The organism is Rhodopseudomonas sp. NSM, assembly GCF_052445935.1.
Lineage (GTDB): Bacteria > Pseudomonadota > Alphaproteobacteria > Rhizobiales > Xanthobacteraceae > Rhodopseudomonas.
In genome coordinates this window covers 398,745-413,207 of the sequence record NZ_JBQTCH010000004.1, presented here as the reverse complement: position 1 = coordinate 413,207, position 14,463 = coordinate 398,745, and the positions used below count along the sequence as shown (strand labels likewise).

General features: G+C 67.1%; 17 protein-coding genes. 8 read left to right on the top strand and 9 right to left on the bottom strand.

Features of this window, described 5'->3' with window-relative positions; genetic code table 11:
• Positions 1-9: 9 nt before the first annotated feature.
• Positions 10-1,008, bottom strand: coding sequence for an NAD(P)H-quinone oxidoreductase (locus tag ACTZWT_RS13925; protein WP_444770264.1), 999 nt, complete (start codon positions 1,006-1,008; stop codon positions 10-12).
• 107 nt (positions 1,009-1,115) lie between these two features.
• Between ACTZWT_RS13925 and ACTZWT_RS13920 the strand changes: the two genes are divergently transcribed.
• Together ACTZWT_RS13920 and rcdA are read left to right on the top strand one after the other, a co-directional pair.
• Positions 1,116-1,307, top strand: a complete 192-nt coding sequence (locus ACTZWT_RS13920; RefSeq protein ID WP_322515545.1) for a DUF1192 domain-containing protein — start codon at positions 1,116-1,118, stop codon at positions 1,305-1,307.
• A 453-nt stretch (positions 1,308-1,760) separates the two neighbouring features.
• Positions 1,761-2,276: a protease adaptor protein RcdA gene (rcdA, locus tag ACTZWT_RS13915; protein ID WP_322515546.1), complete on the top strand. Its 516-nt coding sequence runs from the start codon at positions 1,761-1,763 to the stop codon at positions 2,274-2,276.
• A 113-nt stretch (positions 2,277-2,389) separates the two neighbouring features.
• On the opposite strand, the gene rpmE is transcribed toward rcdA, so the two are convergent.
• Positions 2,390-2,617, bottom strand: a complete 228-nt coding sequence (rpmE, locus tag ACTZWT_RS13910; RefSeq protein ID WP_322515547.1) for a 50S ribosomal protein L31 — start codon at positions 2,615-2,617, stop codon at positions 2,390-2,392.
• 214 nt (positions 2,618-2,831) lie between these two features.
• Here rpmE and ACTZWT_RS13905 point away from each other — a divergent pair, with 214 nt between their 5' ends.
• Positions 2,832-4,757 (top strand): ABC transporter transmembrane domain-containing protein, encoded by a 1,926-nt coding sequence (locus ACTZWT_RS13905; protein WP_444770263.1) that lies wholly within the window; start codon positions 2,832-2,834, stop codon positions 4,755-4,757.
• 139 nt (positions 4,758-4,896) lie between these two features.
• Here the strand turns inward: ACTZWT_RS13905 and ACTZWT_RS13900 are convergent, their stop codons facing one another.
• The 3 genes from ACTZWT_RS13900 to ACTZWT_RS13890 form a co-directional block, all read right to left on the bottom strand.
• Complete coding sequence (locus ACTZWT_RS13900; protein ID WP_444770262.1) at positions 4,897-5,346, bottom strand: GNAT family N-acetyltransferase; 450 nt, start codon at positions 5,344-5,346, stop codon at positions 4,897-4,899.
• 144 nt (positions 5,347-5,490) lie between these two features.
• Positions 5,491-6,516, bottom strand: coding sequence for a peptidoglycan -binding protein (locus ACTZWT_RS13895; protein WP_444770261.1), 1,026 nt, complete (start codon positions 6,514-6,516; stop codon positions 5,491-5,493).
• A gap of 217 nt (positions 6,517-6,733) precedes the next feature.
• A complete protein-coding gene (locus ACTZWT_RS13890; RefSeq protein WP_444770260.1) occupies positions 6,734-7,732 on the bottom strand; it encodes a flagellar motor protein MotA in 999 nt (332 codons plus the stop codon).
• A gap of 233 nt (positions 7,733-7,965) precedes the next feature.
• Here ACTZWT_RS13890 and ACTZWT_RS13885 point away from each other — a divergent pair, with 233 nt between their 5' ends.
• From ACTZWT_RS13885 to ACTZWT_RS13870, 4 genes are all read left to right on the top strand, one after another.
• On the top strand, positions 7,966-8,805 hold the full coding sequence (locus ACTZWT_RS13885; protein ID WP_444770259.1) for a DUF1295 domain-containing protein: 840 nt from the start codon (positions 7,966-7,968) through the stop codon (positions 8,803-8,805).
• On the top strand, positions 8,802-9,827 hold the full coding sequence (locus tag ACTZWT_RS13880; RefSeq protein WP_444770258.1) for an SAM-dependent methyltransferase: 1,026 nt from the start codon (positions 8,802-8,804) through the stop codon (positions 9,825-9,827). The genes ACTZWT_RS13885 and ACTZWT_RS13880 overlap by 4 nt, the downstream gene beginning before the upstream one ends.
• 225 nt (positions 9,828-10,052) lie before the next feature.
• Positions 10,053-10,253 (top strand): hypothetical protein, encoded by a 201-nt coding sequence (locus tag ACTZWT_RS13875; protein WP_444770257.1) that lies wholly within the window; start codon positions 10,053-10,055, stop codon positions 10,251-10,253.
• Positions 10,254-10,328: 75 nt separating this feature from the next.
• The gene (locus ACTZWT_RS13870) at positions 10,329-10,526 is read left to right on the top strand and encodes a hypothetical protein (protein WP_444770256.1); all 198 of its coding nucleotides are present in this window, start codon (positions 10,329-10,331) and stop codon (positions 10,524-10,526) included.
• A 54-nt stretch (positions 10,527-10,580) separates the two neighbouring features.
• Here the strand turns inward: ACTZWT_RS13870 and ACTZWT_RS13865 are convergent, their stop codons facing one another.
• Together ACTZWT_RS13865 and ACTZWT_RS13860 are read right to left on the bottom strand one after the other, a co-directional pair.
• Positions 10,581-10,814, bottom strand: coding sequence for a helix-turn-helix domain-containing protein (locus ACTZWT_RS13865; protein ID WP_444770255.1), 234 nt, complete (start codon positions 10,812-10,814; stop codon positions 10,581-10,583).
• A 3-nt stretch (positions 10,815-10,817) separates the two neighbouring features.
• Positions 10,818-11,393 (bottom strand): DUF2975 domain-containing protein, encoded by a 576-nt coding sequence (locus ACTZWT_RS13860; RefSeq protein ID WP_444770254.1) that lies wholly within the window; start codon positions 11,391-11,393, stop codon positions 10,818-10,820.
• Between the two features lie 77 nt (positions 11,394-11,470).
• Here ACTZWT_RS13860 and ACTZWT_RS13855 point away from each other — a divergent pair, with 77 nt between their 5' ends.
• Positions 11,471-12,058, top strand: a complete 588-nt coding sequence (locus ACTZWT_RS13855) for a hypothetical protein (RefSeq protein WP_444770253.1) — start codon at positions 11,471-11,473, stop codon at positions 12,056-12,058.
• A 265-nt stretch (positions 12,059-12,323) separates the two neighbouring features.
• Here ACTZWT_RS13855 and ACTZWT_RS13850 read toward each other — a convergent pair whose 3' ends face one another.
• Complete coding sequence (locus tag ACTZWT_RS13850) at positions 12,324-12,926, bottom strand: UbiX family flavin prenyltransferase (protein ID WP_444770252.1); 603 nt, start codon at positions 12,924-12,926, stop codon at positions 12,324-12,326.
• The gene (locus tag ACTZWT_RS13845) at positions 12,923-14,461 is read right to left on the bottom strand and encodes a UbiD family decarboxylase (RefSeq protein WP_444770251.1); all 1,539 of its coding nucleotides are present in this window, start codon (positions 14,459-14,461) and stop codon (positions 12,923-12,925) included. Before ACTZWT_RS13845 ends, ACTZWT_RS13850 begins: the two co-directional genes overlap by 4 nt.
• Positions 14,462-14,463 lie beyond the last annotated feature (2 nt).

The following is a 14,463-nucleotide window of genomic DNA, read 5'->3' as shown; positions in this document are numbered from 1 at the left end:
GGGGCCGATTCAGACCGTCAACACAATTTTGCCAATATGCTGGCTGGTCTCCATCCGCCGGTGGGCGTCGGCGGCGTCTTTCAACGCAAAGGTGCCGTCGATCAGCGGCTTGATCCGGCCTTCGTTCAGCAGCGGCATCACTTTGGCCTCGATCGCGGCGACCATCGCGGCCTTGTCGGCGTTGCTGCGCGGCCGCAGCGTCGAGCCGGTGTGATTCAGCCGCTTGATCATCAGCTTGGTGAAATTGACGGTGGTCTTGGCGCCGCCGAGGAACGCGATCTGCACGATCCGGCCGTCCATCGCGGCGGCGTCGTAGTTGCGCTCGATGTAGTCGCCGCCGACCATGTCGAGGATCACCTCGACGCCCTTGCCGCCGGTGGCGTCCTTCACTGCCGCGACGAAATCCTCGGTCTTGTAGTTGATCGCCCGCATCGCGCCGAGCTTGAGGCAGGCGTCGGCCTTGTCCTGCGAGCCGACGGTGGCGATCACCCTGGAGCCCAGCGCGACCGCGAGCTGAATCGCCATGGTGCCGATGCCGGACGAGCCGCCATGCACCAGCAGGGTCTCGCCGGGCTGCAACGCGCCGCGCTCGAACACGTTGTGCCACACCGTCATCAGCGTTTCCGGCGTGGCGCCGGCCTCGATCATCGAGAACGCAGCCGGCACCGTCATCGCCTGGGCGTCCTGCGCGATGCAGTATTCGGCGTAGCCACCGCCGGCGACCAGCGACATCACCTTGTCGCCGAGCTTGTGCCTGGTCGCGCCGTCGCCGAGCGCCACCACTTCACCGGCGATCTCCAGCCCGGGCAGGTCGCTGGCGCCGGGCGGCGGCGGATAGCTGCCGGAGCGCTGTGCCACATCGGGACGGTTGACGCCGGCAGCCGCGACCTTGACCAGGATTTCGCCGGGGCCGGGCGTCGCCACCGGCCGCGTTTCCGGCAGCAGAACCTCGGGGCCGCCGGGCTTGCTGATCCCGACCACGGTCATTTGCGAGGGGACCGGTTCCATGATTTGTCCTTGGCTTGGCGGGGTGGCGGGTGCCATGTGGCAGCCTGATTAGACAGCCGCGGCGCGGCTGGCAACCGGACCGGATCACGAACGGCGTGAGGGACGCGATGGCGATCGAGGACGACGACAAGCCGAGCAGGAAAATCGGCCACGAGATCGGGCAGGATCTGTCGCTGCTGTCGGTCGAGGAGCTCGCCGGGCGGGTCGCGCTGCTGGAAGAGGAAATCGACCGGCTGAAGGCGGCGATGACGATGAAGCGCGCCACCCGCGACGCCGCAGACCGCTTCTTCAAGGCCTGACGGCCACGCCGCCTCCGAACGAACTATCAGCCACCGCCGGGGCGCGTCGCGAAGCCGCCGCGGGCGACGCTGCTGTCTTGTCTCGTTGTGGCACAGCGCTTCCGCGCGTGACGCATGGCGAATGCTTTGTCAACAAAATCGCTCATTTACGAGCGATTAAGCTTTCCGGTGTATTACTTCGATTGTCCATCTTTGGACCGAGTGGCTCCTGTCCACTCTGTTTTGACGCCTCCCTGTTATCAACTTCAAAGCCGCCGGAAACGGCGGCTCTTTTTTTGCGGTTTTTTAACCCTGTCACGGGTTCGTCACCCGCCGCATTGACCCTCCGGGCGCTGTCCGCGTTAACCGTTGCGAGCGCGCGCGCTGGACTCCCGGCGTCGCCCGCGCAATGATTTGTTCATCATAAGCCGGCGTCTGAGCCGGCGGCGTAATCGATAGCGTGAGGCGTTTACCATGTCGGAAGTTTCGCAGAGCGAAGCCCCGCTCGTCGTGCTGAGCGAACGGCTCACAAATTCGGCCGCGTTCACCGCGCTGTTTCGTGAGGGGATGGATCTGGTCGAGGAAACCGCCGCCTATCTCGACGGCGACGGTCGCGCCGAGGCGAAGGTCCTCGAGCGTTCGGTCAGCCTGACCTACGCCACCGAGAGCATGCGGCTGACCACGCGGCTGATGCAGCTCGCCTCCTGGCTGTTGCTGCACCGGGCGGTGAAGGAAGGCGAGATGACGCTGATCCAGGCCAACCGCGAAAAGTCCAAGGTCAAGCTGTCGGCCGCCGATCCCGGCGCGCCGGACATGCTGGAGCGGCTGCCGGAGCAGCTGCAGTCGCTGATCGCCCGGTCGATGAGCCTGCAGGCGCGGATCCGCCGGCTCGACGCCTCGATGCACCTGCCGCCGCCGTCGGAGCGGGCCGCGATCGGGAACCCGCTGGTGCCGCAGCTCAACATGCTGAAGGCTGCGTTCGAGCGCTGAATCGCGGACGAAAAGGCTGAGCGCGGACGAAAAAGTTTGTCGCCAACGCAAAACGCCCCGCAATTCGCGGGGCGTTTTCGATTCCGGATTTCGAGGGCCGAGGCCCGCGACCATCAATCTTTTTTGAGAAAGCCCGAAAATTTCTTCTGGAAGCGCGAGACACGGCCGCCACGGTCGAGCACCTGCTGGGTGCCGCCGGTCCAGGCCGGATGCGAGCGGGGGTCGATGTCGAGGTTCAGCTTGTCGCCTTCCTTGCCCCAGGTCGATCGCGTCTGATACTCGCTGCCGTCGGTCATGACGACGGTAATGTTATGATAATCCGGGTGAATTTCGGTCTTCATGGGATATCCCTTGCGCGCAATGGCGCCTCGGTCGCGATGATTTCGGGCGAATTTGCGCGCTCTATACCGTAGCGCTGCCTCCAAGACAAGGTTTCGACGTCATCACGACCCCAATACCGCAATGTCCCGGATTTGCCAGCCGCGGCGGTTGGGGCCTATGTGGGGTCCGGCTGGAAGGCCTCTAATTCGACGTGCAGTTCGATTGGCAGTTTCGATGACGACAGCAAGCAAACGGCAGAGCTCCGAACCCAAGGGCTCCGAACCCAAGGTCTCGGAGCCAAAGACCTCGGCGATCGCCTTGTCGCTGGACGCGATCGCGGCCACCGAGAATGTCGGGCCGCGCACCGGCACGCTGCGCGCCGATGCCGATGTCAGCGAGGTCGAGGAAGCGGTCAAGCGCGGCCGGCTGCGGCCGCTGCTGGAGCTGGCGCCCTATGTCGGGCGCTATCGCGGCCGCGCCCTGATGGCGCTGGCCGCCCTGATCGTCGCGGCGGTGACCACGCTGATGGTGCCGCTCGCCGTGCGCCGACTGATCGACATCGGTTTCAGCGGCGACGGCATCGAACTGATCAACAGCTACTTCAGCGTCATGCTGATCGTGGTCGGCGTGCTCGCCGCCGCCAGCGCCGCGCGTTACTATCTGGTGATGACGATCGGTGAACGCATCGTCGCCGACGTCCGCCGCGACGTGTTCAGACATCTCACCGCGCTGTCGCCGTCGTTCTTCGATTCCGCGCGCAGCGGCGAACTGATCTCGCGCCTCACCGCCGACACCACCCAGATCAAATCCGCGGTCGGCGCCTCGGTGTCGATCGCGCTGCGCAACATCCTGCTGTTCTTCGGCGCGATCACCATGATGGTGATTTCCAGCCCGCGACTGAGCGGCTTCGTGCTGGCGGCGATTCCGCTGATCGTGATTCCGCTGGTCGCGTTCGGCCGCTGGGTGCGGCGGCTGTCGCGCAACGCGCAGGATACGCTGGCGGATGCATCAGCGTTCGCCTCCGAACTGGTCGGCGCGATGCGCACGGTGCAGGCCTACACCAACGAGCGGCTCGCGAATGCGCGGTTCGGCGCCGAGGTCGAGCAATCCTACGAGGCGGCGCGCAGTTCGACCCAGGCGCGCGCGATCCTCACCGCGATCATCATCTTCATCGTGTTCGCCAGCGTGGTGGCGATCCTGTGGGTCGGTTCGAACGACATCGTGACCGGCACGATCACGCCGGGCCGGCTCGGCCAGTTCATCCTCTACGCGGCGTTCGCGGCCTCCAGCCTCGGCCAGCTCAGCGAAGTCTGGGGCGAGGTCTCCGCCGCCTCCGGCGCCGCCGAGCGGCTGTTCGAGATCCTGCGGGTCAAGCCGGCGATCGCCGCGCCGGCGAAGCCGCGGCCGCTGCCGGTGCCGGTGCGCGGCGAAGTCACCTTCGACAATGTCTCCTTCGCCTATCCGACGCGGCCGGATCATCTGGCGGTGAACGGCCTGTCGCTGTCGATCAGGGCCGGCGAGAAGGTCGCGATCGTCGGCCCCTCGGGCGCCGGCAAGAGCACGCTGTTCCATCTGCTGCTGCGGTTCTACGATCCCGCCGCCGGCACGATCTCGATCGACGGCGTACCGATCGCCGCCGCCGATCCGCAGGCGGTGCGCGAGCGGATCGCGCTGGTGCCGCAGGATTCCGTGGTGTTCGCCGCCACCGCCCGCGACAACATCCGGTTCGGTCGCGACGACGCCAGCGACGCCGATGTCGAGCGCGCCGCGCAGCAGGCCCACGCCACCGAATTCATCGAGCGCCTGCCCGGCGGTTTCGAGGCGCCGCTCGGCGAACGCGGCGTGACGTTGTCCGGCGGCCAGCGCCAGCGCATCGCCATCGCCCGCGCCATCTTGCGTGACGCGCCGCTGCTGCTGCTCGACGAGGCGACCTCGTCGCTCGACGCCGAAAGCGAGACGCTGGTGCAGACCGCGCTGCAGGGCCTGATGCGCGATAGAACCACCCTGGTGATCGCGCATCGGCTGGCCACCGTGCTGTCCTGCGACCGCATCGTGGTGATGGAGAACGGCCGCATCGTCGAACAAGGCACCCACGCCCAACTCGTCGCCCGCGGCGGGCTCTACGCGCGGCTGGCGAAACTGCAGTTCGAGGCGGCGTAGCGCCGAGCACAACCGTCACGCCCGCGAAAGCGGGCGACCCAGTATCCCAGGGCGTTGGCGATTTGTTTGCAGCGCTGCAGCGTACTGGATCCTCCGCGTTCGTGGAGGATGACAGTGCCAGGCGTTGAAGTGCCGCCGGCTACACGGGCCCCCATCGCATGTTCAGCACCGGCCGACCCGAGCTGTTGGTCTCCTCGCCGGTCACCGCGAAGCCGTGGCGGCGGTAGAACTTGATCGCGCGATAATTGTCGGCGTTGACCTTCAACGTCACTTCGCGCGGCGCCAGCCGCTTGGCTTCGTCGACCAGCGCTTCGGCGACGCCCCAGCCCCAATGCTCGGGCTCGACGACGAGCTGATCGAGATAGCCCGCGGCGTCGATCGTCACGAAGCCGATCATGCCGCCGCTGTTCTCGGCGATGACGATGGCGGCGTGCGGCACCAGCTCGCCGCGCCAGCGCCCGCGCCACCAGTCGACGCGCTTGTCGAAATCGATCGCCGGATAAGCGAGCCGCCAGGTGCGCAGCCACAGGCCGATGGCGGCGTCTTCGTCGGCGTCGCGATACGGGCGGAGGGTGAAGGCGGTGGTCATGACCAGCGAGCCGTCATTCCGGGGCGTGTGCAGCGAAGCTGCGCACGAACCCGGAATCTGAAACCGGCACGGGGGCGAGATTCCGGGTTCGCCGCTGCGCGGCGCCCCGGAATGACGAACGAGAGGGTTGGGGCGTCCGCAAGATCACCGCTCCGTCAGCTTCAGTTCGATGCGGCGGTTGCGGCGGTAGGCGTCTTCGGTGTTGGCGGTGTCGAGCGGCTGGAATTCGGCGAAGCCGGCGGCGACCAGGCGCTGCGCCGGGACGCCGAGCGACACCAGATACTGCACCACCGAGATCGCCCGCGCGCTCGACAGCTCCCAGTTCGATTTGAACGCGCCGGTGATCGGGCGGCGGTCGGTGTGGCCGTCGACGCGCAGCACCCAGCCGATCTCGGGCGGGATCTTCTTGTCGAGCTCGGTCAGCGCGCTCGCCAGCTTGTCGAGCTCGGCGCGGCCCTCGGGCAGCAGCAGAGCCTGCCCGGTGTCGAAGAACACTTCCGACTGAAACACGAAGCGGTCGCCGACGATGCGGATGTCGGGGCGATCGCCGAGGATGGCGCGCAGCCGGCCGAAGAATTCCGAGCGATAGCGCGACAGCTCCTGCACCCGCTGCGCCAGCGCCAGATTCAGCCGCTGGCCGAGATCGGCGATCCGGCCCTGCGATTCCTTGTCGCGCTTCTCGGTGGCCTCGAGCGCTTCTTCCAGGGCTGCGAGCTGGCGGCGCAGCGCCGAAATCTGCTGGTTCAGCACCTCGACCTGCGCCAGCGCGCGGGCCGAAAGCTGCTTTTCCGACTCCAGCGCCTTGCCGAGCTCGCCGGCGCGGCCGGCGGCGTCGTTGCCGGCGCCGGCGAGGCCGTCATACAGCCCCTTGACCCGGTCGCGCTCGCTCTGCGCCGCAGACAGCCCGGCGCGGACCTGCGACAGCTGCTCCTCGATATTGAGCTTGCCGAGCTTCTCCAGCGACAAGAGGTCGTTGAGCTGCGCGATCCGCGCGTTGAGCTCCTGCAGCGCCTTGTCCTTGCCGGTGACCTCCTGCGACAGGAAGAACTGCACCACCAGAAACACCGACAGCAGAAACACGATCGCCAGCACCAGCGTCGACAGCGCGTCGACGAAGCCCGGCCAGTAGTTGAACCCGGTCTCCTGCCGCCGTCCGCGAGCCAGCGCCATCAGCGAACTCCTGTGAGCCGCAGAGCCGCAACGACGGTAGCGCGCTCCCTCTCCCCGCGCGCGGGGAGAGGGGTGGGGTGAGGGGGCGTCTCCGCGAGTCTGAGCCGCTCGGCCTCGGCGAGGCGCCCCCTCACCAGGATCGCATCTGGCGATGCGATCCGACCTCTCCCCGCACGCGGGGAGAGGTGAGGCGCGTGCCGCTTATGCATCGCAGCCATCAGCTCTTCTCCGGCTGGCGCACCAAAGCGCTCAGCAGATCCCTGATCTCGCGGTTCTGCTCGCCCTGGGCGTCGGCCCATTCGCGGATCATCTGCTGTTCGTTGCGCATATGCGCGACGAGGTTCTGGATCGCGTCGGCGAGGTTGGCCATCGCCGCGGTGGTGGCGCGGTTGGCGCCGCCGTCCTCCAGCGTCAGCCGCAGCCGCTCGATCGCGTTCTGCAGATCGCCGCTGCCGGCGATGCCGCCTTCCGCGCCGGCGCCGCGCACGGTCGAGGCCAGCCAGTCCTCGAGGTCGGTGTAGAACCGGTTTTGCGCCTGGCTCGATTGCAGGTCGAGGAAGCCGAGCACCAGCGAGCCGGCGAGGCCGAACAGCGACGACGAGAACGAGATGCCCATGCCGCCGAGCGGTGCGGCGAGGCCTTCCTTCAGCGTGTCGAACAGCGAGCCGGCGTCGCCGGTCACCTTCAGCCCGCCGATCACCCCGCCGATCGAGCCGACGGTCTCGATCAGACCCCAGAAGGTGCCGAGCAGGCCGAGAAACACCAGGAGGCCGGTCATGTAGCGCGAGATGTCGCGCGCCTCGTCGAGCCGCGTCGCGATCGAATCCAGCAGATGCCGCATGATCTCGGGTGAGATCGCGATTCGCCCGTTGCGCTCGCCGCCGAGGATCGCCGCCATCGGTGCCAGCAGCGTCGGCCGCCGATCGATCGCGAGGCCGGGATCGTTGATGCGGAAATTGTTGACCCAGGCGACCTCCGGATACAGCCGGACCACCTGCCGGAACGCCAGCACGATGCCGATCAGCAGCACCGCGCAGATCAGCGCATTGAGCCCGGGATTGGCGAGGAACGCCGCGATCACCTGCTTGTACAGCACCACGACGACGAGCGCGCACAGCACCAGAAACACCAGCATCCGCACCAGGAAGATCCGCGGCGACGACAGCTTGGTGAGTTCGATCTCCATCGCCGGGCGGGAAGAGGGGCCAGCTGCCATCGCGCGTTCGATCTCCGGTTTGCCGGGAGGGGTTGTTTCCATCAATATGGCACAGTGCGACGCGGAAGGAAGGCTCGGCGGTGGTTATCCCGCTCCTGCCTGCGCGGTTATCCCGCACCCTGCCGGCGCCATCCCTCGCATCGCGGAACCCGGGTTGAAACCGGGACTTGAACGATCGCGTATTTGCGGGGAACGTGGCGCGGCCATCCAGGACGATTTGCAAGGATGATTTGATGACGGTTTTGTATCTCGAGGCCCTGGTGGCGATCGGGCTGGCGCTGGCGGTGCTGATGGCGGGCGCCTGGGTGGTGCAGCAGAAGACCGGCAATTCCGGCTGGGTCGACACCATCTGGACGTTCTCGCTCGGCCTCACCGGCGCCGCCGCGTCGCTGTGGCCGGTCGATGGCGCGGAGCCGAATGCGCGGCAATGGCTGGTGGCGGCGCTGGTGCTGGTCTGGTCGGTGCGGCTCGGCTCGCACATCGCCGCGCGCAGCCGCCACATCGGGGATGATCCGCGCTACGCCGCCTTCGCCAGGGATTGGGGCGCCGACGCGCCGAAGAAGATGTTCGTGTTCCTGCAGCAGCAGGCCTATGGCTCGATCCCGCTGGTGTTCGCGATCTTCGTCGCCGCGCGCGCGCCGGCCGGCGAATTGCGGCTGCAGGACTATATCGGCATCCTGATTCTCGTGATCGGCATCGCCGGCGAGGGGCTGGCCGACTCGCAGCTGAAGGCGTTCCGCCAGAACCCCGCCAACAAGGGCATGGTCTGCGACGCCGGGCTGTGGGGCTGGTCGCGGCACCCGAACTACTTCTTCGAATGGTTCGGCTGGCTGGCCTATCCGGTGATCGCCATCCCGTTCGCCGATCCCTTGTCCTATCCGTGGGGCTACGCGGCGCTGCTGGCGCCGCTGTTCATGTACTGGATTCTGGTACACCTCACCGGCATTCCGCCGCTGGAGGAGCAGATGCTCAAATCCCGCGGCGAGCGCTACAAGGCGTATCAGGCGCGTACCAGCAAGTTCTTCCCGCTGCCGCCGGGAAGCGCCGCGTCGGGAGGGCCCGCGACGTCATGAGTCTCGTCTCCTCGATCATCGGCGCCGCCGAGCGCGTGCCGTTGCCCGATCCGGTGATCCGCGTCGCGATCAACCGGCTGTGCGCGCGCACCGCGGCGAAGATGTCGCGCGGCAACGAGGCCGCCGACGCCGCCTTCGCCCGCGAGATGGCGGCGCGCGCGGTCGCCGAACACACCGATGCCGCCAACGCCCAGCACTACGAGGTGCCGGCGGCGTTCTTCGGCAAGGTGCTGGGCCCGAACCGCAAATACTCCTCGTGCTTCTACCGGGAGGCCGACACCACGCTGGCACAGGCCGAAGAAGAAGCGCTGCGGCTGACGATCGACCATGCCGATCTGCGCGACGGCCAGAGCGTTCTCGAACTCGGCTGCGGCTGGGGCTCGCTGTCGCTGGCGATGGCGCGGCGGTTTCCGTCTTCCCGGATCATCGCGGTGTCGAATTCGGCGTCGCAACGCCAATACATCGAAGCCGAAGCGATCGCGCGCGGTCTGTCCAACCTGCAGATCGTCACCAGCGACATGAACGTGTTCGAGCCGCACGCGCAGTTCGACCGCATCGTCTCGGTCGAGATGTTCGAGCACATGATGAACTGGCGCAAGCTGCTCACCTCGATGCGCGGCTGGCTGAAGCCCGGCGGCCTGTTTTTCATGCACATCTTCACGCATCGCCGCGGCGCCTACCTGTTCGACCGGGCCGACCGCGAGGACTGGATCGCGCAGCATTTCTTCACCGGCGGGGTGATGCCAAGTCACAAGCTGATCCAGCAATATGCCGATCTGTTCAGCGTTGAGGAGCAGTGGCGCTGGAGCGGCCGGCACTATCAGCGGACCGCTGAAGACTGGCTTGCCAATTTCGACGCGCATCGCGAGGAGATCGAAGCCATCCTGCGGCCGGTTTACGGCGACGACACCGCGTTGTGGATGCGGCGCTGGCGCTGGTTCTTCCTCGCCACCTCCGGGCTGTTCGGCTACGCCGACGGCGACGAATGGGGTGTCAGTCACTACCGGCTGAAGCCGGTCTGACTTCGGGTGTGTGATGCTGCGCACGCGTCCTGTCGACTCGTCACGACTTGGTGAGTTCCCGGAACGGAGCCTGGTTCACCGAAAAAACCGATTAACGATCAACTAACTACGCGCTATCATCGCGCCGCGCCGGAGGCGGCCGGCGCCGCAAAATTGATCCTGCGCAATGCCGGCCAGCGGTACTGGCGTCTACCTTTCTGCCCGACAAAGGCAGGGAGACGTGGTGTGTATCTGGATTCGGTCGGTTCGCTTGTGTTGTTCCTGGCGTGTGCCGTTGCGCCGGCGTTGATCGCGTATCTGGTCCTCGACGACGTGCGGCAGAGGTTGTTCCGGCGTACGCAGCCGCAGCAGGCAGAGCCTGTCGCACCCGCGCCTCCGCCGGTGCGTGCGCGGCGGATCGGCCTGTTCGCCTGGGCGAATTCCTGATTTGAAATTAGAGGCGGAGCACCCGCCGCCGACGGTCCGGGTGCAAGCATCAGAAACCACAGTGAGGATGAAGCCTTGACCATTGTTGCATTGATCGCTGCGATCTACGTGCTGGTCGGCCTGATCGGTATCGTCGCGCTGGTCGTCGGCGGACGCGAATTCGTGTCCGAGACGGCGCACTGGAAGCGTTTCGACGACGCGCACTACTGGGACGACGCCGCCGAAGACTGGCGCCCCCACGAGCACCTCGCCGTCGCCTCGCGGGCGCGCTGAACCAGCAGCGCTGGCAGGTCCAGTAATCTGAACTAACAGCCGGCATCCGCCTTTTCAGGCGGATGCCGATTCCGTTTCCGGCGGGTCGGGTACGAATTCGAGGATATCGCCCGGCTGGCAATCCAGCGCCGCGCAGATCCGCTCCAGCGTATCGAAGCGAATGCCCTTCACCTTTCCCGACTTCAGCAGCGAGACGTTCTGCTCGGTGATGCCGATGCGCTCGGCCAGTTCTTTCGAGCGCATCTTGCGCCGCGCCAGCATCACGTCGAGATTGACCACGATCGCCATCGGCTAGACGAAGCTCGCATTTTCGTCGGCGAGCCGCGTCGCCTCGCGCATCACCGCAGCGACCGCGATCAGCACGCCGCCGACGATCACCGAGATGTAGTCGTTGCTGGAGAAGGTCAGCACCAGTAGCCGCTGACCCGGCGGGTTGCCGAGCGACAGCACCAGCGCCAACACGGTCGCGGTCAGCGGGCCGAGCGGTCCCTGCGCCGCCACCGCGATGCCGAAACGCTGCAGATGCGTCGCAGTCGCCGCCGTGAAGACGCGCCCGCGCGCGAAATCGCCGAACAGCGCGCGCACGTTCAACAATCCCCACACCAGCACGGCGACCGGCACCGCGATGATGATCGCGGCCAGCGCCTGATTGCCGGCGTCGAGCGGCAGCCGGTTGCCGACGTCGCCGAGCTTCGTCAGCAGCAGGTTGCGGGTCCAGTTCTGGAACATGAAGGCGGCGCCGAGCAGGCCGACGATCAGCACGATGCCGCCCGTCGTCACCCATTCCATCGCGCGCGACAGCCGCACCAGGCGGGCCGCGGCCGGGCCATCAGGCGCCGTCGAGGCGATCGTGGAAGGGGCTTGCATTGCGGAACTCCATCATCTATTTCGAGATGAAATTATCGTAGTACGATAAATTATTATCGTCAAGATAGGATCCGCTTATGAACATCTCAGCTTTCGCCAGACCGCTCGCCGCTGCTGCCGCCGTCCTGGCGGTCGCTGCGCTGACGGCCTGCAGCTCCGTGCCGGTGACCTCGATGGTCAAGCTGGCGCGCACTGATCTTGCCACGGCCGATCCGGCGGCGTTGCGGATTGCCGTGCGGCTGCCGCAGGGCCTGCGGCCGCGCCGCGTGACGTTGCGGATCGCTGTGGCGGTGGGCGCCGACAAGAGGGAGCAGGCGTTCGTGCTGGCCGATCTCGACGATCCGGCCGAACTGCTGTCGCTGGCGGGCGAAGTGACCAACGACACCATGATCTACGCGTTCCGGATCGCGCCGGCGGACGTGCCGCGCGTGCTGGCGCTGCGGGACGAGATGGCCGCGCACAAGGCGAAGGGTGAGCGCGGCTCGCTGACGCTCGGTGTCGGCGCTGAAGCGTGCCGCACCGGTGCGTTGCCAGCGAAGACGCTGATCACGACCTATCTCAAGACCGAGCGCGCCGGCGATTTCTTTCCGCTGGTGCGCGATGTCGACCTGCGCAAGGAGGTGCCGAAGGAGGCCTCCCCCGAACGCATTCCGCTGTGCGGGTGATGCGCGGGCAGCCTAACCTCTCCCCGCGCGCGGGGAGAGGTCGGCCCGGCGGAGCGTAGCGTAGCCGGGCCGGGTGAGGGGGCGTCTCCGCGCGCCTGAGCGTCTGAGAACCATTCGACCGCCAGGCGTCATGATCCACGCTAAGCTCGGCCGCGCGGAGACGCCCCCTCATCCCACCCTTCTCCCCGCACGCGGGGAGAAGGAGCAGGCAGTGCCCTGGGGCAGCTCTTTCTTCGGAGCTAGTGGGCAGTTCGCCGACTCCGGCTCAGCTCTTCGGACATGTCGGAGGCGTATCGTCCGACCATTCCGGCGCCGACAATTGCAGGTCGTCGAGGCCGAGCAGGCCGATCGCGCGCAGCGCGATGTGGTCGATCATCTCCGCCAATGAGCGCGGCCGCTGATAGAACGCCGGCGAGATCGGCGCGACGATGCCGCCGATCTCGGTGACCTGCGCCATGGCGCGGATATGGCCGAGATGCAGCGGCGTCTCGCGCAGCATCAGCACCAGCCGGCGGCGTTCCTTGAGCTGCACGTCGGCGGCGCGCACCAGCAGATTGTCGAGATTGCCGGTGGCGATCGCCGACAGCGTGCGGATCGAGCACGGCGCCACGATCATGCCGCTGGTGCGGAACGAGCCCGAGGCGATGCTGGCGCCGACATCGTTGAAATCGTGATGGCGGTCGACGACCTCGAGGATGTGCTCCAGCGCCTGGGCGCCGACCTCGTAGGCGATGGTGCGCTCGGCCGCAGCGGAGACGACGAGGTGCAGTTCGCAGTCGGTGGTGGCGAGCAATTCGACGACGCGCAGCCCGACCGCCGCGCCCGACGCGCCGCTGATGCCGACGACGATGCGATGCGGCGTGCTCATCGCAGCAGCCTGCGTTGCGCCGCCGCCGGCGTCGGCGCCGGTGCGAGCCCGAGTCCGGACCACATCGCGTCGACCCGCGCGATCACGTCCTTGTCCATCTCCAGCACCTTGCCCCATTCGCGCTCGGTCTCGGTGCCGATCTTGTTGGTGGCGTCGATGCCCAATTTGCCGCCGAGCCCGGATTTCGGCGAGGCGAAATCCAGATAGTCGATCGGCGTGTCGCTGATCGACACCATGTCGCGCGAGGTATCGGCGCGGGTCGACACCGCCCACATCACGTCGGCCCATTCGCGGACATTGACGTCGTCGTCGACGATGATCAAGAGCTTGGTGTAGCTGAACTGCGGCAGCATCGACCACAGCCCCATCATCAGCCGCCGCGCCTGGCCGGGATAGCGCTTCCTGATCGAGGCGACCGCGATCCGGTAGGAGCACGCTTCCGGCGGCAGCCACAGATCGACGATCTCGGGAAACTGCCGCCGCGCCACCGGCAGGAAGACGTCGTTGAACGCCTCGCCGAGCCGCGACGGCTCGTCCGGTGGCCGGCCCGTATAGGTCGACAGATAGATCGGGTTGCGCCGCATCGTGATCGCGGTGATCCGCATCACCGGGAATTCCTCGACCGCGTTGTAATAGCCGGTGTGGTCGCCATAGGGGCCCTCCGGCGCGGTCTCGGTCGGCGACACGAAGCCTTCCAGGACGATCTCGGCGTCGGCCGGCACGTTCAGCGGAATCCCCACGCAGGGCGTCATGTTCGGGCGGTCGCCGCGCAGCAGCCCGGAGAATTTGATCTCCGAAATGCTCTCCGGCAGCGGCAGCACCGCCGACAGGATCATCGCCGGATCGGCGCCGATCACGATCGCGACCGGCATCTCGCGGCCCTCGGCCTTCCATTGGTAATGATGCTTGGCGCCGCCGCGATGCGCCAGCCAGCGCATGATGACGCGGTCCCTGCCCAGCACCTGGATGCGGTAGACGCCGACATTGTCGGTGCCGGATGCGCCGGGCGGCGGCCTGGTGAACACCAAGGGCCAGGTGATCAGCGGCGCCGGCTCGCCGGGCCACGGAATCTGGATCGGCAGCCGGCCGAGATCGACCGCGTCGCCGGTCAGCACCACGTCCTGCGCCGGCGCGGACTTGGCGGTCTTCGGCCGCATCGACAGCGCCGCGCGGGCCATCGGCAATTTGCTCAGCGCGTCGGTCAGGCTCTGCGGCGGCGCCGGCTCGCGCATTTCGGCGAGCGCCTCGCCGAGTGCCGACAGATTCTGCGGCTCGATACCGAGCCCCCACGCCACCCGCTCGACGGTGCCGAACAAATTCACCAGGATCGGCATTTCCGACGGCGTGCCATCGGCCTTGACCGGATGTTCGATCAGCAGCGCCGGGCCGCCGGCGTGCAGCACGCGGCGATGGATTTCGGTCAGCTCGTGGACCACCGAGACCGGCTTGCGGATCCGGTGCAACTGCCCGCGGGATTCCAGATAGGCGGCGAATGCGCGGAGGTCCGGGAAGGGCGGTTTGACGCGGCTCAGCATGG

Bases quoted from the DNA above. Each gene is read 5' to 3' on its own strand.
- ACTZWT_RS13925 (WP_444770264.1), bottom strand. From the start codon at position 1,008: ATGGAACCGGTCCCCTCGCAAATGACCGTGGTCGGGATCAGCAAGCCC.
- ACTZWT_RS13920 (WP_322515545.1), top strand. From the start codon at position 1,116: ATGGCGATCGAGGACGACGACAAGCCGAGCAGGAAAATCGGCCACGAG.
- rcdA (WP_322515546.1), top strand. From the start codon at position 1,761: ATGTCGGAAGTTTCGCAGAGCGAAGCCCCGCTCGTCGTGCTGAGCGAA.
- rpmE (WP_322515547.1), bottom strand. From the start codon at position 2,617: ATGAAGACCGAAATTCACCCGGATTATCATAACATTACCGTCGTCATG.
- ACTZWT_RS13905 (WP_444770263.1), top strand. From the start codon at position 2,832: ATGACGACAGCAAGCAAACGGCAGAGCTCCGAACCCAAGGGCTCCGAA.
- ACTZWT_RS13900 (WP_444770262.1), bottom strand. From the start codon at position 5,346: ATGACCACCGCCTTCACCCTCCGCCCGTATCGCGACGCCGACGAAGAC.
- ACTZWT_RS13895 (WP_444770261.1), bottom strand. From the start codon at position 6,516: ATGGCGCTGGCTCGCGGACGGCGGCAGGAGACCGGGTTCAACTACTGG.
- ACTZWT_RS13890 (WP_444770260.1), bottom strand. From the start codon at position 7,732: ATGGCAGCTGGCCCCTCTTCCCGCCCGGCGATGGAGATCGAACTCACC.
- ACTZWT_RS13885 (WP_444770259.1), top strand. From the start codon at position 7,966: ATGACGGTTTTGTATCTCGAGGCCCTGGTGGCGATCGGGCTGGCGCTG.
- ACTZWT_RS13880 (WP_444770258.1), top strand. From the start codon at position 8,802: ATGAGTCTCGTCTCCTCGATCATCGGCGCCGCCGAGCGCGTGCCGTTG.
- ACTZWT_RS13865 (WP_444770255.1), bottom strand. From the start codon at position 10,814: ATGGCGATCGTGGTCAATCTCGACGTGATGCTGGCGCGGCGCAAGATG.
- ACTZWT_RS13860 (WP_444770254.1), bottom strand. From the start codon at position 11,393: ATGCAAGCCCCTTCCACGATCGCCTCGACGGCGCCTGATGGCCCGGCC.
- ACTZWT_RS13855 (WP_444770253.1), top strand. From the start codon at position 11,471: ATGAACATCTCAGCTTTCGCCAGACCGCTCGCCGCTGCTGCCGCCGTC.
- ACTZWT_RS13850 (WP_444770252.1), bottom strand. From the start codon at position 12,926: ATGAGCACGCCGCATCGCATCGTCGTCGGCATCAGCGGCGCGTCGGGC.
- ACTZWT_RS13845 (WP_444770251.1), bottom strand. From the start codon at position 14,461: ATGCTGAGCCGCGTCAAACCGCCCTTCCCGGACCTCCGCGCATTCGCC.